Raw genomic sequence first — 19144 nt, forward strand, 5'->3', positions numbered from 1 at the left:
AGCCAGGGCCACTTTGGGCATGCGCACTACTGATACCGGGCATTGCGTCAGTGTCACAGCTGCGCCGCACTGGCTTCTGGCTCGACGCATAGCCAAAGCTGGTGTGCCCAGAATGGGGTATATGCGCCACACTCCTTTCCACGGCTGCGCATAAGCCACGGCAGAATTTTCAGGTGCCCCTGGCGCGGCGAAGCGGCCCACCAACGACCAGTAGAACCCGCGATTTTCGGCGTTTTCTGCGGCCCCACGCACGCGACGGGCCCGGGCGAGGCACGAGACCGGAGAGCGGGTGGGCACTACTGCGGGTCAGTTTGTTTGGGGCTTTAGCGCAGCAGGGTGTCGATCAGCCGGGCAGCCACTTTGGCTGTCCGGTTGTCGATGTCGAACTCCGGGTTCAGCTCCGCCACATCACAGTGGAACAGTTTCCCGCTGGCGGCCACCTGACGGCACACGGCTGCGATCACCGGTAGCGGCACGCCGTAGGCTGCCGGGGCGCTCACGCCGGGAGCCACGGCTGCCGGCAGTACGTCCAGATCGATGGTCAGGTACACAATGTCCACGGTCTCCAGGAACGAGGACACAAAGGCTGCCGTGCGCTCGCCGGAGCAATCCTCATCCAGCAGGTACTTCACGTCCAGGCTGTGGGCCGTATCAAAAAGGGTGCGCGTGTTGTTGGGTTCGCTGATGCCCACGACGGCGTAATTGAGTTCCCGCCCGGCGGCGGCCTCGGCGTGGGCCATCTGCAGGAACGGCGTGCCCGAACTGGGAGCCGGCGCTTGGCGTAGATCAAAGTGGGCGTCAAGGTTCAGCACGCCCAAACGGGCGCCATTGGCCACGGCCGCAGTACCGGCCACCCCCAAATAGCTGGCATAGGCTGTTTCGTGGCCGCCGCCCAGCACCAGGGTGAGGTATCCGGCGTCGAGCAGGCGAGTGAGAGCTGAACCGACCTTGGATTGGCCCTGCTCGAGGGCGTCGCCGGAAACCACCACGTCGCCCACATCGCTGACGCTGCGGGTGCCGTGGAACGCCAGGGAACCCAGCGCAGCGCGGATGGAGGCAGGGCCCGTGGCGGCACCAGTGCGGCCGTGGTTGCGCAGCACGCCGGCATCGGAACAAAAGCCCAGCAAGGCAGCCGGCCCGGGAAGTGTGGCGTCCAGAGAAGACCGGCCTGTGGTTCCCACCGCTTGCCACCAGCGGCGGTGGGCGGGGGAATCGCCGTCGTTCCTTCCCGTCCAAGGGGTTGCTGGCGTGTCAATGGTGAGAGCAGAAAAGTCCATGCTCCCAGCGAACAGCACGGGCGCGCCCGGCGCCAGTCCAGCGGGGCCCGCGGCGTCTGGCATGGCAGATTCGGCCCCACAGAAAACAGAACTGACCCGCAGAAAACGCCGTAAAACTCATCAAAATCGTGAATTTTCGGCGTTTTCTGCGGGTCAGTTGGAGAAGGGGGCTACTTGATCCCGAACAGTGCTTCCACTGTGCCGATGCCGAAGAACAGCAGGAAGGCTCCGGCAACGGCCCACATCAAGGGGTGGATTTCCTTGGCGCGGCCCTGGAACAAACGGATCAGCACGAACGCGATGAAACCGGCGCCCAGGCCGTTGGCGATGGAGTAGGTGAACGGCATCAGGGTGAACGTCAGGAAGGCGGGAATGCCAATGCCCCAGTCGGACCAGTCGATCTTGCCCACCTGGGAGACCATCATGAAACCAACCACAACTAGTGCGGGGGCAACAGCCTCAAAGGGAACCAGCTTGATCAGCGGGGTGACAAACATGGCCATGATCAGCAGCAAACCAGTCACCACCGAGGCCAGCCCTGTTCGGGCGCCTTCACCAATGCCGGCGCCGGATTCCACGTAGATCTGGTTGGAGGACGCTGATGCGCCGCCACCGGCAATGGCGCCAAAAGCGTCGACCAACAGCACGCGGTCAACGTTGGGGATGTTGCCGTCCTTGTCCACGGAGCCGGCCTCGGCAGCAAGGCCCACCATGGTGCCCATGGCATCGAAGAAGATGCTGAGCAGGATCACAAACGCCAGCAGAACAGCAGCCAGGGCGCCCAACTTGCTGAACGCACCAAAGAGGTTCACCTGGCCCAGCAGGGACAAATCAGGCATTGACCACTGGGAGAGCTGCGGCGAAACCAGGGACCAGCCCTGCGGGTTGGACGTGGTGCCGTCAAAGGAGGGACCAATATGAAGCGTCATTTCCAGGATGTTGGCCAAGATCGTGGAAACTACGATGCCAATCAAGATGGCGCCCTTGACCTTGCGGACCACCAAGCCGATAGTCAGCACCAAGCCAACAACAAACACCAGCGTGGGCCAGCCCATGAGCTTGCCGTCAAAACCGAGACCAACGGGAACGGTGGTGCCCGCAACGTCCGGGATGCGGCGGACAAAGCCTGCATTGACCAAACCAATGAGGGCAATGAACATGCCAATGCCCACCACAATGGCAGTTTTGAGCCCCTCGGGGACCGCCTTGAACACGGCAGTTCGGAACCCTGTGAGCACCAGAATAAACATGGTGATGCCGGAGAGGACCACCAAGCCCATCATGTCCGGCCAAGTCAGTCCGGGGTGGGTTGCCACGGTGACGGCAACAAACGCGTTGACGCCAAGGCCGGCAGCAAGGGCGAAGGGGTGCTTTGCCCAGGCGCCCATGATGATGGTCAAAATACCGGCCACAAATGCCGTGACAGCTGCAACGCGTTCCAGGCCCAGCTCGCCGCCAGTGGAATCAGCGCCGCCCAGGATCAGCGGGTTGAGCACCACAATGTAGCTCATCGCGAAGAACGTGGCGAAACCGCCGCGGATCTCTCGCGAGTAGTTGGAGCCACGGGCCGTGATCATGAAATATTTGTCAACAGCGGACAGCCGGACGTCCGTTTTGCTAGCCATGTAAGAGCCCTCCGGGCGAAGTGAAATGAAATTAAGTTATTCGAGGAAATACTAGCTGGTAACGAGCGGGCGCAGCATAGTGGAGCAGGGTGGGCTTTTCCAGCATTTCCCCGCACGGCGTGATCACCCTATTCCCTGTGCGGCGGCAGCAAACGCCTGACTTCCGCAGGAAACTCTCATGTTTTTGGGATACCGTGAGGATCGAGCGCTCCATCGAACAAAGGAACCCACGCTGTGAAGAGTCCCGTACGTCTTCGGCCGATTGAGACGAATATGACACCCCAAACTCGGTTGAGACGCACTTTCGCGGCCGTCCTGGCTGCATTGTTGATCGTATTGGGGTCATCCACAGCTGCTTTGGCGCACGACGCCGTCACGGGGACGAACCCTGCCGACGGGTCCACGGTGGCGAGCGTTCCTGACAAAATCCAAATCACCATGAACAACAGCCCTGCCGTCATTGGTTCCCAGGTTTTGCTTCTTGACGAGACCGGCCGCAACTGGGCAGAGGGTGATGTTGCGGTGCTGGACACGGTGGCCACTCAGGCTGTCCGCCCCGGGGCCCCGGCCGGAAAGTACACCGTCAAGTGGCGTCTGGTCTCCTCGGATTCGCATCCCATTGAGGGCGAATTCAGCTTCGCCGCCACCGCCGCAACAGCTGGCCAGGCCGTGGGTGCCGGACCGCTCCAGTCCGTCCAAGCTCCTACCGAAGCCGCCCCTGCGCCGGTTCAGGACAATTCCTCCGTGCCGTGGAGTGTCTTTGCCTTGATTGGTGCCTTGATCGTTGTGGTGGTGGCCATGGTGGTTGTTGCACGACGCCGTTTGTCCAGCGAAGAGTAGCCGCTGCGGGGCCGCTGGGGTGCTGGGTGGGGACCCGCCCCTGCGGGCCGCCGCACTAGGCCAGTGCCAGGCCCGTCTCCCGGACAGCCACCCGGGACGAGATGGATGCGCCGGCGCGCTTGGCTTGGTGCAGGATCTCCTGTGTGGAGGGGATGACCAGATCGCCCACACCCACTAAATACAACCCCAGGGCATGCATCCCGGTGCGCAGCTCGGTTGCTTTTGTGACACCCAGGCCGTGCAGGACGCGCCGCAGCTGGTTCAAGGCGCCGCGGGTAAAGACGATGTTGTGGGCGCTCAACGTTCCCGTGGCCGTGTGGACTGTCCAGTGCGGGTTAGCCCGAACGGATCCGTGGTTGCGGGTCAGGGACAGGGCCTGGGTTGAAGGGCGGATGTCCAGCTCGTGGCGGCGGGCGTAGTTCTCCAGGAGCCGCAAGATTTCGCTGCGCTCATTCAACGCGGCCAAGCTGATGCCGCCCGTTGTGGTCGCCGGCGGTGAGTGCTGTTTCAGCGGGGAGAAGGTTTCCACCACAATGGCCTTGACACCCTGCCTGTTGAGTTCGGCTGCCACCGCCAGGGCTGAGAACCCGGATCCAATCACAATGGTGGAGGTGTTTTCGGCAGAGCCGTGCACGGGGGCGTCAGCAAGATCAAGCGCAGCACTGGTGAAGTGCGGTGTGGCAGCAAAAGACGCAGCCTTCATAGCAAATGCCTCCTCGAACGGTAGGAGAACTTACAGGGCACGGCCAAGAGCCACGGCCGTGTTGGTGTTGCGATGGGAATTAGAGCAGAACCCGGTCTAAATAGGCGTTACTGAACACCCGCTTGTGATCGAGAACATCTCGAACCCTACAGAACTTTTCAAGGTCTGGATAGAGCCTGTCCAAGTCTTTCGATTGGAGAAAATGCCACTTGCCCCAATGGGGCCTCCCGCCGTGTGCTGTGAAGATTTCTTCCGCCGCCTTGAAGTACTCATAGGGTGCCGTTTTGATGTGCTGGTGGATGGCAACGTACCCGCTTGCCCGGTCGTAAGCCGTGGAGAGGGCAATGTTGTCAGCGGCTGCGCTGCGCACCTCCACGGGAAAAGAAATGTTCAGGCCCTTGCGCGCAATCATGGCATCGAGTTCGCCCAGCACGGCGGGAATGGTCTCCAGCGCAAATGCGTACTCCATTTCCCTAAACCGCACGGTTCTCTGCGTGGCGAACACCGAGTGGGAGGCGCCGCCAAACTCCCTGTTACCCGTCAACTTCGAGGCCATGCCATTGACTTTCGGGATGGTCGAGGGCACCTTGCCGGTGACATTGCACAGGGCGGAGAACAATGTGTTGGAGACCAGGATGTCATCCACCAGGCGGGCCCTGGCGGACAAGGGTGCCGCGCCCTGGGGCAGGGCACCTGGCGGGTGCCGGGTATTGGTCTTGGTCAACGCCATCTGCGTGTGCGGGAACCAATAAAACTCAAAATGATCGGACGTGAGCTGGCGTTCGGACAAGGATTCCAAAACACCCGCAAGCGGTTCAGGCCGCTCCACCGCGTGCAGCATGAAGGCATCCACGCATTGCAGCGTCACCGAGGTGATGATGCCCAGGGCGCCCAGGCCCACCCGGGCCACCGAAAATATTTCGGCATTCTCAGATTCAGAACAATGCAACACCTCGCCGGATCCACTCACCAGGGTCAGCGCGCGCACCTGGGTGGCAATGCCGCCAAACCTCAACCCCGTGCCATGAGTGCCCGTGGAGATGGCGCCGGCAATGGACTGCCTGTCAATGTCGCCAAGATTCTCCATGGCCAGGCCGTAGGGCTTCAGGAGGGACGGAATTTCATGCAGGCGAGTACCTCCCGCCACAGTGGCCAATTTGGCGGCCCTGTCCACCCTGAGCAGCCCGCTGATGCCGTCCAGACGCAGTTGCACCCCGCTGCTCAGGGCAATGTCGGTAAAACTGTGCCCTGCGCCCACCGCCTTGATGGTGGTGCCGGACTCTGCGGCTGCCATCACCAATGCCGAAACGTCGGCAACAGTGCTGGGCCGCTCAACAGAGCTGGGCGTGCAGCGCTGGTCCCGCGCCCAATTGCGCCACTCACTCATACAAAAGCCTTTCCTTCACCACGGTAGGTGAGCGCCGTGCCCACCCTGTTGCCGCCGTCGAGCATCTCCAACGCATCCACGTGCTCGCAGACCTCGCCGGACTTGGCATGGCGGAACCAAACGTTGTCGCCAAGGCGCAGTTGGGCGGCGGCAGCACCCCGCAAGGGAGTCTGCACCTCGCCGGCCCCCTCGGCGCCCAGCAGGGACAGGCCCGGCGGGTGGACGGGAACGGGTGATCTGTCAGCCCCGGGCGGGCCGGAAGCAATCCAACCACCGCCCAGAACCGTGACCATGTCGGGGGCCGGACGCCTGACCACGGGAGCCGCAAACCCCACGGCATGGGCAGGCTCAAAGCGGGAGTAGCCATCAAAAAGTGTGGGCCCAAACAAGCCCGAACCTGCCGCCAGTTCCGTTACCGAAGAATCCGCAGTTGTCAGCTCCAAGCTGCCGGTGCCGCCGCCGTTGACGAACTCAAGATCGGTCACATTGCGCACGGCCGCCACAATGTTGCCGCGGCGGTGGATGATTTCTGCCATCGAGGACCGCTGAATCTGCCGCAAAATCTGCGACTTGGCCAGATCTGCGGCCTTGTTGCCAGTGTGCGCAGTGTCCTGCAGACCCGCAATCTGGGCTTCATAGCCCATGAGGCCCACCAGCGTGAAGAGCTTGACGCCGCCGCGCTGATGCGAGTTGATGTGCAGGGTCAGAGCAATGGCCTCCGCGCCGGTGCGCACCGGCGATCGGCGCACACCAATATGCCCCAATGACCGTCCTTGCACGCTGGGCCGCCACGACACGTCAAGGTCCAGGCAGAGCCGGATGGGAGCTGCCGGGGTGACATCGGCCAGCGTGGCCGCCATCCACGCAAGGTGCTCGGTGGAATCAACCATCAAGGTGATGCGCTCGCAGGCCACCGGGTCCACAGCCAGAGCACGCAAGGCTTGCCCATCCGCTGTGGGGTAAGCAACCACCACATCGTCAAAAACATCTGAGGGGTCCGCTGCCAGCCACAAGGCCTCGGGCAGTGTGAATCCCAGAATGCCGGAAAAGCCATCCTGTGCGAGCACCGCACGCAGCACTTCCTTGGAGCGGATGGATTTGCTGGCAACGCGGATGGGCTTGCCCGCAGCCCGGCGCAGCAGGGAACCGGCATTGAAGGAAAGTGCCTGAACATCCAGTACCGCCAGCGGAGCCGGAAGGCCGGCGCAGGCGGTACTGGCGTTGGCCCAGTTCCCTGGTGGGGCGGCAAGGTTGCCGTTTTGCCCGCGTGTCACGGCCGTCCCAAGAAGCTGCAGCATGGATGCCCACTCTCAAAAGGTGATATTGCTCTCACTCTTCCACAAGTGGGCAGTCCCGGGGTATGGCCGCAGATTACGCGCCATGTCACGCGGCCCGGCGGGGATAACTTGACGCGCTAGGCCTAAACAGCAATAGTCACAGGTACAGGCCGCGAAGGGGAGGCGTCATGGCGTTCTCACCCCTTGCAGCAAGCTGAACAAGGAGGCGCAGCATGAGCACCCCAGAGCAATCACCGCAGGACGCAACACCTGAATCCATCCCGGCCCCCACAGGGATCGTGGTGGGAATCGACGGTTCGGATCAAAGCAATTGCGCGTTGATTTGGGCCGCCCGCCAAGCCAAGCTCCGCAACCTCCCGCTGCACCTTGTTACCGCCTACACAGTCCCCATATTCGCCGCCTCGGGGCTAGATGGCGGTTACGCCACCGTGGACGACGACGTCATCCGCCAAGGCGCGGAGGCTGTCCTTCGCGAGGCTGCCGCGAAAGTGGCGCACTTGGACGTGGCCATGGATGCCCGGGTTGAAAACGGTGACGCTGCAGGGGTTCTGCTGGAGTTGAGCGAATCGGCGCAATTGCTGGTGTTTGGCTCACGGGGCCGCGGTGGCTTCATTGGCCGTCTCCTTGGCAGCGTCAGCTCCGCACTGCCGGCCCACGCGAAGTGCCCCACAGTCACCGTGCCCCTAAGCTGTGCACGTCGCTTGGGCGAAGGTGCCCCGAGCGACAAGCCCGCCCCCGTGATTGAAAACGTTGTCACTGTGGGCGTGGACGGGTCCGCGCATGCACGCTACGCCGTTCTGCTCGCTGCCGAACAAGCCGAACGCTCCGGCGCCACACTGCGCATCATTTGCGCCGTCAAGCCATACACGGGCTCACTCGCCTGGATGCCAGCGCCGGTGGACCGTGAAGCGCTGTTTACCGAGATTCAGCAGCAGCTCGACGCCGGTGAGAAGTGGATCCGCAGCCATTTCCCCAAGCTGCCCATTGAGGTTGCGCTCATTGAAGGGTCGGCCGTGGAGGAGCTGGTGAAGGCCTCGGAGACCTCGGAATTGGTGGTCTTGGGCACCAGGGGCCGCGGTGGCTTTGCCGGCATGATGCTCGGCTCCACCACCGACGGCGTCCGCCACCACGCCAAGGGGCCCATCATGGTGGTCCGGGACCGTGAAGATCCGCGCCAGGACGACCGCTCGGCGTTTGGCCCACTCCTGCAGGCCTAGCTCAGCGACCATCACAACAAGGGCCCCAGCGCATTGACTGCGCCGGGGCCCTTCGTGTTTCAAAGCAGATTTAGTACCTGGCTGCGTAGGGGAAGAGGCTCATGGTTGACATCCACGACAAGGGGGTGACCTGGATAGGTTGATTGGGGTTCAGTGCCTGGACCACCTGGTTGTTGCCAATGTAGATGGCGATGTGGGTGAACTGGCCTGCCCCATTGTCATTGAAAACCAGCAGGTCCCCGTACCGCATTTGTGAAAGCGGCACGCGCTGCGGGGCAGCCCAGAACTGGTCGGTGCCTTGACGCGGCACTGAGATTCCGGCGGAAGCAAACGCCTGCTGAACCAGTCCGGAGCAGTCAAACGCGGTGGGACCGTTGCCACCCCACTGGTACGGCCCGCCAACCTTGGACATGGCGTAATTCACCATGACCTGGGTGTAGGAGCCCGACGGCGGCGGGGTTGGCTTCGGCGTCTCCACGGGTGGAACCACCGGTGGCTTGACCGGCGGCGCCACGGGCGGGGGAGTGGTGGGTGCCGGAGGTTTCGGTGCAGGCGGGTTTGGTGCGGGTGGCTGAGGTGCAGGCGGGTTGGGCACTGATGGATTGGGTACTGACGGCTTGGGCGCCACAGCTGGCGGCCGCTCAGGAGCGGGGGCGTTGGTGGAGGCATCAATTTGGGCCTTCAGCGCCTCCTCCTGCGCCTTGCGGGCCAGCGCGTCCACGCGGGCGCCTTCAAGTGCCGAGGTGGTGTTGTGCAGCGTCGCCAGCCTTTGCAACAAGACCTCGCGTTGGCTTTGATTCTCAGCCACGACGGCGGCCTGGGCGTCAGCAGCTCCCTGCGCCTGCGTGCGGGAGGATTCAGCGGCTGCCGTGGCGTCCTGCGCTGCCTTGCTAGCTGCCTCGGCTTGGGCGTTCAAGGCCGTGGAGGTGGCTGCTGCGGCCTGGGCTGCAGCAAAAGTGTGCGCGCGATTGGCGCTCAGGGCCAGGAGGGTTGAGGCCTGGTACAGGGTGTCATCGGCATCTGAGCTGGCCAGGATGGTCTGAACTCCCAAATCCAATCCGCCGCTCTTGTAGAGGCTGCCGGCGAGCTGTGCCAGTTGGGCCTTGGCGTTCTTGTGAGCGCTGGTGGCTTCGGCGGCCTTTGCCGTGGCCGTTTCGGCATCAGCTGTGCGCTCTTCAAGGATCACCAGGGCATCCGTATAGGTGTTGTTGGCGCCCATGGCTACCAGTGTGGATGCCTGCAGGCGGTCATTGGCGGAGCTGAGAATTGCCTCCAGCTTGGCCGATGCAGTGGCCGTGGCAGCCTCGGATTCCTTGGCTTTTGCTATGTCGTCCGGGCTGGGAATGGCAGGACTGAAGGGTTGCAATGCCGTGCCAAGGAGCGCCGCCGTGCTGGCTGAGATGGTGTTGGCTGAGATGGCGGCGGGGGAGGCAAATGACGGGGCGATGAAGGCCGTGGAAGCCAGGGCGGCGCAGCTCAAGGCCGTGGTGCCACGAATTAGAAAGCGCATTCTCATCCAGTTGCCTTACTGTGGAGCGGAAAGTGGGGGCTATTGAAAAGCTCACCGAGCTGGGCCAGTTTTCGCGGAATTTCGCGGGTGGATTGGCACAACAGATCTGACACTACGGCCACTCTAAACGCTTTGGCAACACCAGTAACACCAGCATCAAGAACTACAAGGTTGTGATTTAGCCCCAGCCAAGTTCATGCAAGCGCTCGTCACCGATGCCGAAGTGATGGGCGATTTCATGGGTAACAGTCACCATGACCTCGTGGATGACGTCCTCGGCACTCGTGCAAATCTCCAGGATGGGCTGGCGGAAGATGGTGATCCGATCCGGCAGCGAACCCGATTCCAGCCCGTCGCCACGTTCTGTCAGCGGTACGCCCTCATAGAGCCCCAGCAGCACGGTGTCCGGATGCTCACCAAGTCCGGGGGTATAGTCCTCGGAAATGAAAATCACCACGTTGTCCATCTGGGCCCGCAGCGCTGCCGGGATCCGGACGATGGCGGCCTGAACCGCGGCATCAAATTCCGTCTCAGTCATGGCAAAGGAGCCAAAGTGGGGGATGCCGGCCAGGGGATTCTCATGCATGCTTTCAGCCTAGTGAGCTTGGCCTTGAAAAGGGGCCCCAGACGCTCGTTTTGCGTTCTGGGCAAAATGCCCCTATAGTTTTTGGAGTCCACTTCGGACCGAAGCGCTGGAAACAACGCAGCGGAAAAGAAGCAGACTTAGGCCCCCATCGTCTAGCGGCCTAGGACACCGCCCTTTCACGGCGGCGGCACGGGTTCGAATCCCGTTGGGGGTACTTGCGAGTGAGTGGTAATCGGCTGAGAAAAAAGCTGGTACGCTATAACTCGTGAAAATCACTCGAGAGGGTGAAGGAAACAAAAAGCAGTATCGAGTATGGCCCTGTAGCGCAGTTGGTTAGCGCGCCGCCCTGTCACGGCGGAGGTCGCGGGTTCGAGTCCCGTCAGGGTCGCTTAGGTTGTCTTGGCTAGTTCAAGGGAATCTGGTGACGAGGATTTTCAGATCACCAAGGCTCTGTAGCTCAGTTGGTAGAGCGTTCGACTGAAAATCGAAAGGTCACCGGATCGACGCCGGTCGGAGCCACCAGTAAGACCCCGAGAAATCGGGGTCTTTCTAGTTTAACAAGGAACCCGGCCGAGCACCTCTGAACGCATGATTGTGATCACAGAGCCATATTGGTGTCAGCTTTTGAAGAAGACGCCCGGCCCCATTCATTGCTCCATAAATAAAAGATTGCCCGGGAAACAGATCTCTTTTGTAGATGTTTGCGATCCTTCGCGGCGTTGCCCCTCAACTTTTCGGTGCATAGGCTTACCGTAAAGGAAACAGAAAGGGCCCGTTCATGGACTTGCACAACCAGTCGTCACAGATTCCAACCACCACCAGCGCCGAGGAAACCCAGGGGCGCACTGTCATTGCCGAAACAGCTGTGGCCAAAGTCGTTGGTATTGCTGCTCGCGGTGTTGCGGGAGTCCATGCCCTTGGCTCGGGGACTTCACGGTCCATCGGTGCCATTCGCGAGGTGGTGGGCGCCACGGACCTGACTCAAGGCGTGCGGGTAGAGGTGGGCGAATCCCAGGTGGCAGTGGACATCATCTTGATGGCCGAGTACGGCTACCCCCTGCAAAGCCTGGCCAATTCAGTCCGCAGCGCCGTTTATGCAGCGGTGGAGGACTTGGTGGGACGCAGCGTCATCGAGGTGAACATTGAAATCACAGATGTTTACATCCCCACGGCTGAGGCGGAAAAGCCAGCCGCACGCACCCGGCTTACCGAACGCCTGGGCGCTGCCGTTAAACCCTCAAGCACTGAGGCCACGGAACCTGGCGTACATCTTTCAAAAGAAGCAGGAGAATCGGCATGAGTCTGAGCATAGTGTGCGCGGCATTTGGTGCATTTTTGGCGTTCATGGCTTTCGCCTTCGGGTTTTGGGGGTTCGTGGTCGCGGCACTGTTCATAGCCATTGGCGCCATTGTGGGCCGCGCGGCCGGCGGAAAACTTGATTGGCGCGGTGTCCTCGATGCCCTCACCGGCCGCCGTTCGTCGTCGTGAGTGAAAATGCGCAGCGCCCTGCCGAGGCCCCGGGGACGGCTGGGCTGGCCGGGCACAATCGCGTCAGCACCCAGGCCCTGACATCAGTGGCCAAGGTTGCTGCTGCTGAAGCCCTTGCCGTGCCGCCCGCGCAGGTGCGGGTGAGTTTCTCCGACGACGCCGGGGCGCTGGCTCTCGCCATTTCCGCACCCATGGGTGCCCCGGCTCTTCACGAGGTGTTGCGCAACCCCGACCGGGTGGCTAGGAGCGGTGGCAGCGTCTTGGCCCGGGCCACGGCTGCCAAGGCGCGCATCCTGGCCCAAGTCGAGTATCTGACCGGATCCCAGGTGAGCCGGGTGGACGTACGCATCTCCGCCCTCTTGACGCGCGATGACGGGAGGGTTTCATGAGCGATTTCATGACGCGGGTGCTTCGCAGGGAAACCCACTCGCCGCGCTCGGGTTGGTCCGTGGTGGCAGCAATTCTGGTCGCATTGGCGGCCATTTACGCCTTGTTGGAGTCTGTTTTGGCTGCGCTGGGTCAGCCAGCCTGGCTGGTGCATCCCCTCGACGCCCTCACCTGGATTGCCGATCTGCCGGGGCCCTACCCGCAGATCCTGCTCGGCGCAGCAGGATTCCTGATGGCCTTGGTGGGCTTGATTTTCTTGGGCAACGGGCTGCTTCCGGGACGGCGGCCACGGCACGTCATTGACAACCCGCGGGTGGCCATTGTGGTCGATGACGAGGTCATAGCCTCCGCCCTGGCCAAGTGTGCCCGCGTGGCGGCAGGTGTTACCCGCGAACAAGTCATGGTGGTAGTCTCGGCGCGCCTCGTGCAGGTCAACGTCCGGCCCACATCGGGGATCCGTTTGTCGGAGCAAAAGATTCAGGCGGCAGTTGAGTCCCAGCTGGCTGACATGGAGCTGGACCCTCGACCGGCAGTGACTGTGAAATTGGCATCGAGCGGGGTGATTGGAGTATGAACGGCACACCCCGCGGACTCAATAGATTTCTGCTGAGCCTCATCGGCCTGATCCTGCTGGCAGCCGGAGCCGGCCTGATCGTGCTGGTGGCAGTTCCCTCAGCTGCCACGTGGTGGCAAAACTATGCGCACAACCAGGTGGCGTGGCTGCGTGACTACGCGGAGCATTCGCGGCTGATCCTGACCTCCCAAAGCTGGGTTTGGTTTGGTGTGGCCGCGCTGTTGCTGGTGATAGTCATTGTCATGATTTCGTGGATTTCCAGCCAAGGAAACGGCCGCGCCAACACCCTGCTGGACATTTCCGGCACCGCGGACGACGACGGGGCCGCCGGGGCTGTCCGGCTCAGTTGCGCCGTGGCTGAGCAGGCGCTCAAGAGCGCGTTGTTGGAGCGTACAGATGTGTTTGGTGTTTCCGTGACGAGTTATGACTTCCGCCAACAAACAGCACTGAAGGTGCGTGTCCTGCCGCGGCAGGGAGTATCCCCGCATCTTCTGGCCCATGAAATAGCGGAGCTCGTGGTGGCCTTGGATGAGTTATTGGGGTTCGAGGTCCCCGTAGTGCTGAGCATCGGCAGTGCGGCCCGGTCACGGTTCACTAAAGCCGAAAGAGTCCGCTAGGGTAACTTTCATCACCACCCCCAGGTGCAAGAGTACTTGGGGGAGCACGTCAACTGCAGGGGAGAAAAGCATGTCTGAGAACAATTCCGAGAATTCGGCTGTCGACGCAGCCAAGCATTTTGCTGGCGATGCAGCCGGGAAGGTTAAGGACGTTGCCGCGGACGCCACCGAAAAGGCGAAGGAATTTGCCGGCGATGCGGGCGAGAACATTAAGGAATTCGCGGGCGAAACAGTAGAGAACGTGAAGGAATTCACGGAAGATGCTGCGGAGAATGTGAAGGAATTCGCCGGGGACGCCGTGGAGCACGCCAAGGGTCTTGGCGCAAAAATTGCCGGCATCTTTAAGCACGACAAGTAAGCACAGAGCTACTTGTAATTGCGGCGAGCTCGGGGCTGATGGCCCCGGGCTCGCCGCATTTTTTACCGGGTCACCCACACGGCCGAGTTTGGCGCCAACATTGTGTTGGCAACAGCTTCCACTCCGCTGGACATCACCACTTGGGCCCCCGCCGGCAGCTCAACCGGAACAACGCTGACGTTGCCCATGGCAGTTATTGCGCCGTTACTAAAAGCAACAATGCCTGACGCGGGATCGTGTTCAGGCGCCCAAGTGTGCGTGCCTTGGCCCAGCCGATGTTCTGACCGCAGTTTCAAGGCGTCGCGGTACATCTCCAGGGTGGACCCGGTTACACCGGCTTCCACATCCGCGGCATAGCTGGCAAAGGACTCTGGCTGCGGCAGCCAGGGCTGCGTGGACGGCTCCTGTGAGGTGGCGGCGGAACTAAATCCGTACCCCAGTTCGCCTGCCTTCCATGGCAGCGGGACCCGGCAGCCGTCACGGCCACGTTCAACCCCGTTGGTGCGGAAGAAGGACGGATCCTGGCGCACAGAGGCATCCAAGGCTGTGTGCTCGGGCAAGCCAAGTTCCTCGCCCTGGTACAGGTAAGCGGAGCCCGGCAAAGCAAGCATCAACAGAGTTGCCGCGCGGGCGCGAGCCAGCCCCAGAGCGTCATCCGGTTGTTCGTCCGCGGCGCTGATCCCCTTGGGAAACGTTGTTGGGTCCTTCAGGCCAAAGCGGGAAGGGTGGCGGACAGTGTCATGGTTGGACAGCACCCAGGTGGTCGGTGCGCCGACGCTCGCGTTGGCCGCCAAGGAGTCCTCCACGGCCGAGGCGATGCGTTCGGCATCCCACCCAGCCAGCAGAAACTCAAAGTTAAAGGCCTGCTGCATCTCGTCCGGGCGGACGTACAAGGCCAACCTTTCCGGCTGCTCAACCCAAGCTTCGGCAACCAACATGCGGTCGCCGTCGTACTCCTTCAGGACACGGTTCCAAGCCCGGTAAATCTCATGGACACCGTCCTGGTCAAAGAACGGCGACGGCGGGTCCAGGGCAGGCTTTTCCTGGCGGGCCGGGGGTTGGGGCGTGTCTGTAGTGACCTCGTCGCCGGAGACCATGGCCGAGAGTCCGTCCCAGTCGGGAAGGCCGGGCGCCTTCACCATCCCGTGCGCCACATCCACACGGAAACCGTCCACGCCCCGGTCCAGCCAGAACCTGAGCACGGACTCCATTTCGGCATGGACTTGAGTGTTATCCCAGTTCAAATCGGGTTGCTTGGTGTCGAAAAGGTGCAGGTACCAGTGTCCCGGGGCGCCATCCTCCGCTACACGGGTCCAAGCCGGGCCGCCAAAGATGGACCGCCAATTATTCGGCGGCTCGTTACCGTCAACGCCCTTGCCATCGCGGAAGATGTAACGGTTGCGGGCTGCCGATCCTTCGGGGGAGTTCAGGGCTTCCTGGAACCACTCATGCTCGTCGGAGGTGTGGTTTGGGACCAAGTCCACGATGACGCGCAGGCCAAGCTTGTGGGCCTTGGCCAGCATTTCGTCAAAGTCGGAAAGGTCGCCAAACAAGGGGTCAACCTGGCGGTAATCTGCCACGTCATAACCGGCGTCGGCCTGGGGTGAGAGGTAGAACGGTGACAACCAAACTGCGTCCACCCCCAGCTCGGCCAGATACTCCAATTTGCCGGAAACACCTGGAAGATCGCCCATGCCATCACCGTTGCCATCGGCAAATGAGCGCGGGTAAATCTGGTAAATCACGGCACTGGCCCACCATGGGGTGGCCGTTGTCTGCTGAAAAGATGTCATGGTTTCCTCCTGAAACAAAACGGTAACGAAATGATGTAAGCGCTTGCACTATTGCATCACATCTTACTAGTGTGAGCTACACCACCCCAATCAGCGACATGAACAGCGCGCTGTAACTCGGGATTTTCACTTTAGGAGAATGAGCATGGGAACCAAGATTTCAAGGATGTACATGCCGCTGGCTGTTGCCGCGACACTCGCCATGGCCCTGTCCGCCTGTAGCGGCGGGACGGGCGGCGGCACAGAAGGCGGCGGTGGCGGTGCGGCGTCGGAAAACCTGGACGCCCGCGGGCCCATCACCTACGTTCAGGGTAAGGACAACTCCGAGGTGATCCGGCCGCTGGTGGATAAGTGGAACGCGGCCCACCCCAACGAGACTGTCACCTTCAAGGAGCAGACTGACAAGGCCGACCAGCAGCACGATGACCTGGTCCAGCGCTTCCAGGCCAAGAACGGCGACTATGACGTTGCCAGCGTTGACGTGGTGTGGACTGCAGAGTTCGCCGCCAAGGGCTGGCTGCAGCCGCTCAAGGACAAGATGGCGATCGACACCACCGGCTTCTTGCCGGCAACAGTGGAGGCGGCAACCTACAAGGACACCCTGTACGCCGCGCCGCAGACTTCCGACGGCGGCATCCTTTACTACCGCAAGGACCTGGTTGCGACCCCTCCCACCACGTGGGAGGAAATGTTGGCCATGTGCCCCATCGCCAAGGAGAAGGGCATCGATTGCTACGCCGGGCAGTTTGCCCAGTATGAGGGCCTGACGGTGAATGTTGCCGAGGCCATCAACACCGCCGGTGGCACCATCGTTGACAAGGACGGCAAGGCCACGGTGGACACCGCCGAGGCAAAGGCCGGGATGACCAATCTGGTGCAGGCGTACAAGGACGGGAACATCCCCAAGCAGGCGGTGACGTACCAGGAAGAGCAGGGCAGGATCTCCTTCGAGGAAGGGAAATTGATGTTCCTGCGCAACTGGCCGTACGTGTACAACCTAGCGAAGTCGGAGGGATCATCCACGGTTAAGGACACCTTCGGGATTGCCCCGCTGCCCGGCAAGGACGGCCCCGGCGCATCCACATTGGGTGGCCACAGCCTGGCCATCAGTGTTGACTCGAAATACAAGGCCACAGCCAAGGACTTCACGGCCTTCATGATCACTGAAGAAACACAAAAGTTCTACGCGACCCAGGGATCCCTGGCGCCGGTGATGGAAAGTCTTTACACCGATGCGGAGCTCGTTGCAAAGCTTCCGTACCTGCCGGTGCTGCTGACCTCCATCCAGAACGCTGTGCCGCGGCCCGTCACGCCGTTTTACCCGGCCGTGACCTTGGCAATCCAGCAAAACAGTTTCGCCGCCATCAGTGGGACAAAGAGTGTTGATCAGGCTATGACGGACATGCAGGCGGCCATCGCCGCTGCGGGGTCAAAGTAACCCGTCAATAGCGCACGGGCGGCGTTCCCGGCAGTGGTCAAACACGCCGGGAACGCCGCAGTGCCAGTCTTCGCATCACCGCTCGCGTGATGCCACACACAGAGTCGTGGTGAAAGGAAAGTAGCATGTCTACACAGCTTGAGCCGGGGGCGATCCCCGGTCGAAAGACAGCCCGCAAGGGTGGTGCGAACAAGGAAGTCGGCCAAGACCGCAAGGAAAAGACTCAGGGGCGTGCAGCGTCGCTGCTGGTTGCACCCACCCTGATCGTGCTAGCCATCGTCATCTTGTACCCGGTGCTCAACGCCGTCTATATGTCCTTCCAGCAGGACGAGGGTCTTGACCCGGTGACGGGGAGTTTTGTAGCCGGCGGGTTCGCCGGCTTTGCCAACTACATTCACTGGCTGTTCCAACAGTGTGAGACGCCCACGGGCCCTGCCAGCTGCCCGCCCGGAACATTGGGCGCCCAATTCTGGAGCGCCACGGGTGTCACCTTCTTCTTCACCGTTGTCACAGTCTTCTTCGAGACCGTCCTGGGTTTTTGGATGGCAGTCATCATGGCCCGCGCCTTCCGGGGCCGTACCGTGCTGCGGGCAGCGGTGCTGGTGCCGTGGGCCATTCCCACCGCCGTCACCGCCAAGCTGTGGTTCTTCATTTTCGCCTTCGACGGCATTGCCAACAGCGTGTTCCAAACTGACATCCTGTGGACCGGCAGTCAGGGCCCCGCACAGGCGGCCATCATCATTGCCGATGTCTGGAAGACCACACCGTTCATGGCGCTGCTCATCCTGGCCGGGCTCCAAATGATTCCCGCCGAGGTGTATGAGGCGGCCAAGGTGGACGGCGCCTCCGCATGGCAGCGGTTCCGGCTCATCACCTTGCCCCTGGTCAAGCCGGCGCTCATGGTGGCCATCTTGTTCCGCACCCTGGATGCCCTGCGCATGTACGACCTGCCAGCCATCATGACCAACGGCGCCAATGGCACCACCACCTTGTCCATCCTGGTGGTCCAGCAGATTCGTGTCGGCTTCAATGCGGCCGCGGCTCTGTCCACCATCACCTTCTTGATCATCTTCATCGTGGCGTTCATCTTTGTGCGGTTCCTCGGAGCCAACGCTGTTGAGTCCGCCAGCGGCGGGGCAAAGGGGAAAATGAAATGAGCACCACAACCTCAACCGTGGCGTCCCACACCGCTGCTGCCAAGTCGGTGGCCCGACGCCGGGAAACCTGGGCAAGCGCCCGCACGTACATCAGTGCCGCCGTCATCGTCATCTGGTGTCTGCTGCCTGTTTACTGGATGATTGTCACGGCCTTCCGCGAAGTTGGCTACACCTACGACTCGGCACCGTTCTTTACGCACGTGACCTTGGACAACTTCAAGACGGCGTTCTCCTCTGAGATGGGCAACCACCTGGACCGGGCGCTGTTGAACTCGCTGTTCATTGCCGGTGTCACCACCATTGTGGCGTTGATCTTTGGTGTGTTCACCGCGTACGCGCTGGCCCGGCTGACTTTCCGGGGCAAGTACTTGGTGCTGGGCGTTATCCTCGGGGCATCCATGTTCCCGGGCGTTGCGATCGTCACCCCGCTGTTCCAGCTGTTTGGCAACATTGGCTGGATCGGCACCTACCAGGCTCTGATCATTCCGAACATCTCGTTTGTGCTGCCGCTGACCGTCTACACGCTGACGTCCTTCTTCCGGGAAATGCCCTGGGAGCTGGAGGAAGCTGCCCGCATCGACGGATGCACCCAGGGCCAGGCATTCCGGCGGATCATCATGCCGCTGGCGGCTCCGGCAGTGTTCACCACCGCGATCCTGGCCTTCATTGCGGCCTGGAACGAGTACTTGATTGCCAGCATCCTCTCCAATGACGCCACCCAAACGGTCACTGTTGCCATCGCTCGCTTTGCCGGAGCCGAGCCCCACCAGGAACCGTATACGGCAGTCATGGCGGCGGGCACCGTGGTCACCATTCCGCTGGTGATCCTGGTGCTGATATTCCAGCGCAAGATCGTGGCAGGACTGACCGCAGGGGCGGTGAAGTAGGC

Annotated in this window: 19 protein-coding genes and 3 tRNA genes; 14 read left to right on the forward strand and 8 right to left on the reverse strand. The window is 61.8% G+C overall.

From position 1 onward, the window contains the following. Nucleotides 1–323: 323 nt before the first annotated feature. Entirely contained in the window at nt 324–1277 is a 954-nt protein-coding gene (gene hutG / locus CVS27_RS08610) for a formimidoylglutamase (protein ID WP_103465399.1), read from the reverse strand. A 170-nt stretch (nt 1278–1447) separates the two neighbouring features. Beyond that, complete coding sequence (locus CVS27_RS08615; protein ID WP_103465317.1) at nt 1448–2902, reverse strand: NCS2 family permease; 1455 nt, start codon at nt 2900–2902, stop codon at nt 1448–1450. A gap of 273 nt (nt 2903–3175) precedes the next feature. On the opposite strand from CVS27_RS08615, the gene CVS27_RS08620 reads away from it, so the two are divergent. Then, nucleotides 3176–3742 (forward strand): copper resistance CopC family protein, encoded by a 567-nt coding sequence (locus CVS27_RS08620; RefSeq protein ID WP_103465318.1) that lies wholly within the window; start codon nt 3176–3178, stop codon nt 3740–3742. Between the two features lie 55 nt (nt 3743–3797). Here CVS27_RS08620 and CVS27_RS08625 read toward each other — a convergent pair whose 3' ends face one another. From CVS27_RS08625 to CVS27_RS08635, 3 genes are all read right to left on the reverse strand, one after another. After that, nucleotides 3798–4445 (reverse strand): NAD(P)/FAD-dependent oxidoreductase, encoded by a 648-nt coding sequence (locus CVS27_RS08625; RefSeq protein WP_103465319.1) that lies wholly within the window; start codon nt 4443–4445, stop codon nt 3798–3800. Between the two features lie 79 nt (nt 4446–4524). Continuing rightward, nucleotides 4525–5832 carry a D-arabinono-1,4-lactone oxidase gene (locus CVS27_RS08630; RefSeq protein ID WP_103465320.1) on the reverse strand — a complete coding sequence of 436 codons (1308 nt, stop codon included), beginning with the start codon at nt 5830–5832 and terminating at the stop codon, nt 4525–4527. Then, the gene (locus CVS27_RS08635; protein ID WP_103465321.1) at nt 5829–7130 is read right to left on the reverse strand and encodes a type III PLP-dependent enzyme domain-containing protein; all 1302 of its coding nucleotides are present in this window, start codon (nt 7128–7130) and stop codon (nt 5829–5831) included. The genes CVS27_RS08630 and CVS27_RS08635 overlap by 4 nt, the downstream gene beginning before the upstream one ends. A 212-nt stretch (nt 7131–7342) precedes the next feature. Here CVS27_RS08635 and CVS27_RS08640 point away from each other — a divergent pair, with 212 nt between their 5' ends. Further along, on the forward strand, nt 7343–8347 hold the full coding sequence (locus CVS27_RS08640; RefSeq protein ID WP_103465322.1) for a universal stress protein: 1005 nt from the start codon (nt 7343–7345) through the stop codon (nt 8345–8347). Nucleotides 8348–8417: 70 nt separating this feature from the next. Here the strand turns inward: CVS27_RS08640 and CVS27_RS08645 are convergent, their stop codons facing one another. After that, on the reverse strand, nt 8418–9863 hold the full coding sequence (locus tag CVS27_RS08645) for a C40 family peptidase (protein WP_243400101.1): 1446 nt from the start codon (nt 9861–9863) through the stop codon (nt 8418–8420). Between the two features lie 172 nt (nt 9864–10035). Further along, nucleotides 10036–10443, reverse strand: a complete 408-nt coding sequence (locus CVS27_RS08650; RefSeq protein ID WP_103465324.1) for a metallopeptidase family protein — start codon at nt 10441–10443, stop codon at nt 10036–10038. A 141-nt stretch (nt 10444–10584) separates the two neighbouring features. On the opposite strand from CVS27_RS08650, the gene CVS27_RS08655 reads away from it, so the two are divergent. The 9 genes from CVS27_RS08655 to CVS27_RS08695 all read left to right on the forward strand — a co-directional run bounded on the left by CVS27_RS08655 (nt 10585) and on the right by CVS27_RS08695 (nt 13867). Beyond that, nucleotides 10585–10657 (forward strand) — tRNA-Glu (locus CVS27_RS08655). Between the two features lie 100 nt (nt 10658–10757). Next, nucleotides 10758–10831 (forward strand) — tRNA-Asp (locus CVS27_RS08660). 58 nt (nt 10832–10889) lie between these two features. After that, nucleotides 10890–10965, forward strand: a tRNA-Phe gene (locus tag CVS27_RS08665). 256 nt (nt 10966–11221) lie between these two features. Further along, the gene (locus CVS27_RS08670) at nt 11222–11743 is read left to right on the forward strand and encodes an Asp23/Gls24 family envelope stress response protein (protein WP_103465325.1); all 522 of its coding nucleotides are present in this window, start codon (nt 11222–11224) and stop codon (nt 11741–11743) included. Continuing rightward, complete coding sequence (locus CVS27_RS08675) at nt 11740–11931, forward strand: hypothetical protein (RefSeq protein WP_103465326.1); 192 nt, start codon at nt 11740–11742, stop codon at nt 11929–11931. The genes CVS27_RS08670 and CVS27_RS08675 overlap by 4 nt, the downstream gene beginning before the upstream one ends. Continuing rightward, a complete protein-coding gene (locus CVS27_RS08680) occupies nt 11928–12320 on the forward strand; it encodes a hypothetical protein (protein WP_207767480.1) in 393 nt (130 codons plus the stop codon). Before CVS27_RS08675 ends, CVS27_RS08680 begins: the two co-directional genes overlap by 4 nt. Further along, entirely contained in the window at nt 12317–12892 is a 576-nt protein-coding gene (locus tag CVS27_RS08685; RefSeq protein ID WP_103465327.1) for an Asp23/Gls24 family envelope stress response protein, read from the forward strand. The genes CVS27_RS08680 and CVS27_RS08685 overlap by 4 nt, the downstream gene beginning before the upstream one ends. Next, complete coding sequence (locus CVS27_RS08690; RefSeq protein WP_103465328.1) at nt 12889–13509, forward strand: hypothetical protein; 621 nt, start codon at nt 12889–12891, stop codon at nt 13507–13509. The genes CVS27_RS08685 and CVS27_RS08690 overlap by 4 nt, the downstream gene beginning before the upstream one ends. Nucleotides 13510–13579: 70 nt before the next feature. Further along, a complete protein-coding gene (locus CVS27_RS08695; RefSeq protein ID WP_103465329.1) occupies nt 13580–13867 on the forward strand; it encodes a hypothetical protein in 288 nt (95 codons plus the stop codon). Between the two features lie 62 nt (nt 13868–13929). Here the strand turns inward: CVS27_RS08695 and CVS27_RS08700 are convergent, their stop codons facing one another. Then, complete coding sequence (locus CVS27_RS08700; RefSeq protein WP_243400102.1) at nt 13930–15660, reverse strand: glycoside hydrolase family 13 protein; 1731 nt, start codon at nt 15658–15660, stop codon at nt 13930–13932. A 145-nt stretch (nt 15661–15805) separates the two neighbouring features. Between CVS27_RS08700 and CVS27_RS08705 the strand changes: the two genes are divergently transcribed. From CVS27_RS08705 to CVS27_RS08715, 3 genes are all read left to right on the forward strand, one after another. Further along, on the forward strand, nt 15806–17098 hold the full coding sequence (locus tag CVS27_RS08705) for an ABC transporter substrate-binding protein (protein WP_243399747.1): 1293 nt from the start codon (nt 15806–15808) through the stop codon (nt 17096–17098). Nucleotides 17099–17223: 125 nt separating this feature from the next. Further along, the gene (locus tag CVS27_RS08710) at nt 17224–18255 is read left to right on the forward strand and encodes a carbohydrate ABC transporter permease (protein ID WP_103465331.1); all 1032 of its coding nucleotides are present in this window, start codon (nt 17224–17226) and stop codon (nt 18253–18255) included. Further along, nucleotides 18252–19142, forward strand: coding sequence for a carbohydrate ABC transporter permease (locus tag CVS27_RS08715; RefSeq protein ID WP_103465332.1), 891 nt, complete (start codon nt 18252–18254; stop codon nt 19140–19142). The genes CVS27_RS08710 and CVS27_RS08715 overlap by 4 nt, the downstream gene beginning before the upstream one ends. Nucleotides 19143–19144: the final 2 nt, after the last annotated feature.

The organism is Arthrobacter glacialis, assembly GCF_002909445.1.
Classification (GTDB): Bacteria; Actinomycetota; Actinomycetes; order Actinomycetales; family Micrococcaceae; genus Specibacter; species Specibacter glacialis.

What these genes read in the sequence shown, in the direction of transcription:
- hutG (WP_103465399.1), bottom strand. Translation starts at nt 1,277, where the DNA reads ATGGACTTTTCTGCTCTCACCATTGACACGCCAGCAACCCCTTGGACG.
- CVS27_RS08615 (WP_103465317.1), bottom strand. Translation starts at nt 2,902, where the DNA reads ATGGCTAGCAAAACGGACGTCCGGCTGTCCGCTGTTGACAAATATTTC.
- CVS27_RS08620 (WP_103465318.1), top strand. Translation starts at nt 3,176, where the DNA reads ATGACACCCCAAACTCGGTTGAGACGCACTTTCGCGGCCGTCCTGGCT.
- CVS27_RS08625 (WP_103465319.1), bottom strand. Translation starts at nt 4,445, where the DNA reads ATGAAGGCTGCGTCTTTTGCTGCCACACCGCACTTCACCAGTGCTGCG.
- CVS27_RS08630 (WP_103465320.1), bottom strand. Translation starts at nt 5,832, where the DNA reads ATGAGTGAGTGGCGCAATTGGGCGCGGGACCAGCGCTGCACGCCCAGC.
- CVS27_RS08635 (WP_103465321.1), bottom strand. Translation starts at nt 7,130, where the DNA reads ATGCTGCAGCTTCTTGGGACGGCCGTGACACGCGGGCAAAACGGCAAC.
- CVS27_RS08640 (WP_103465322.1), top strand. Translation starts at nt 7,343, where the DNA reads ATGAGCACCCCAGAGCAATCACCGCAGGACGCAACACCTGAATCCATC.
- CVS27_RS08645 (WP_243400101.1), bottom strand. Translation starts at nt 9,863, where the DNA reads ATGAGAATGCGCTTTCTAATTCGTGGCACCACGGCCTTGAGCTGCGCC.
- CVS27_RS08650 (WP_103465324.1), bottom strand. Translation starts at nt 10,443, where the DNA reads ATGCATGAGAATCCCCTGGCCGGCATCCCCCACTTTGGCTCCTTTGCC.
- CVS27_RS08670 (WP_103465325.1), top strand. Translation starts at nt 11,222, where the DNA reads ATGGACTTGCACAACCAGTCGTCACAGATTCCAACCACCACCAGCGCC.
- CVS27_RS08675 (WP_103465326.1), top strand. Translation starts at nt 11,740, where the DNA reads ATGAGTCTGAGCATAGTGTGCGCGGCATTTGGTGCATTTTTGGCGTTC.
- CVS27_RS08685 (WP_103465327.1), top strand. Translation starts at nt 12,317, where the DNA reads ATGAGCGATTTCATGACGCGGGTGCTTCGCAGGGAAACCCACTCGCCG.
- CVS27_RS08690 (WP_103465328.1), top strand. Translation starts at nt 12,889, where the DNA reads ATGAACGGCACACCCCGCGGACTCAATAGATTTCTGCTGAGCCTCATC.
- CVS27_RS08695 (WP_103465329.1), top strand. Translation starts at nt 13,580, where the DNA reads ATGTCTGAGAACAATTCCGAGAATTCGGCTGTCGACGCAGCCAAGCAT.
- CVS27_RS08700 (WP_243400102.1), bottom strand. Translation starts at nt 15,660, where the DNA reads ATGACATCTTTTCAGCAGACAACGGCCACCCCATGGTGGGCCAGTGCC.
- CVS27_RS08705 (WP_243399747.1), top strand. Translation starts at nt 15,806, where the DNA reads ATGGGAACCAAGATTTCAAGGATGTACATGCCGCTGGCTGTTGCCGCG.
- CVS27_RS08710 (WP_103465331.1), top strand. Translation starts at nt 17,224, where the DNA reads ATGTCTACACAGCTTGAGCCGGGGGCGATCCCCGGTCGAAAGACAGCC.
- CVS27_RS08715 (WP_103465332.1), top strand. Translation starts at nt 18,252, where the DNA reads ATGAGCACCACAACCTCAACCGTGGCGTCCCACACCGCTGCTGCCAAG.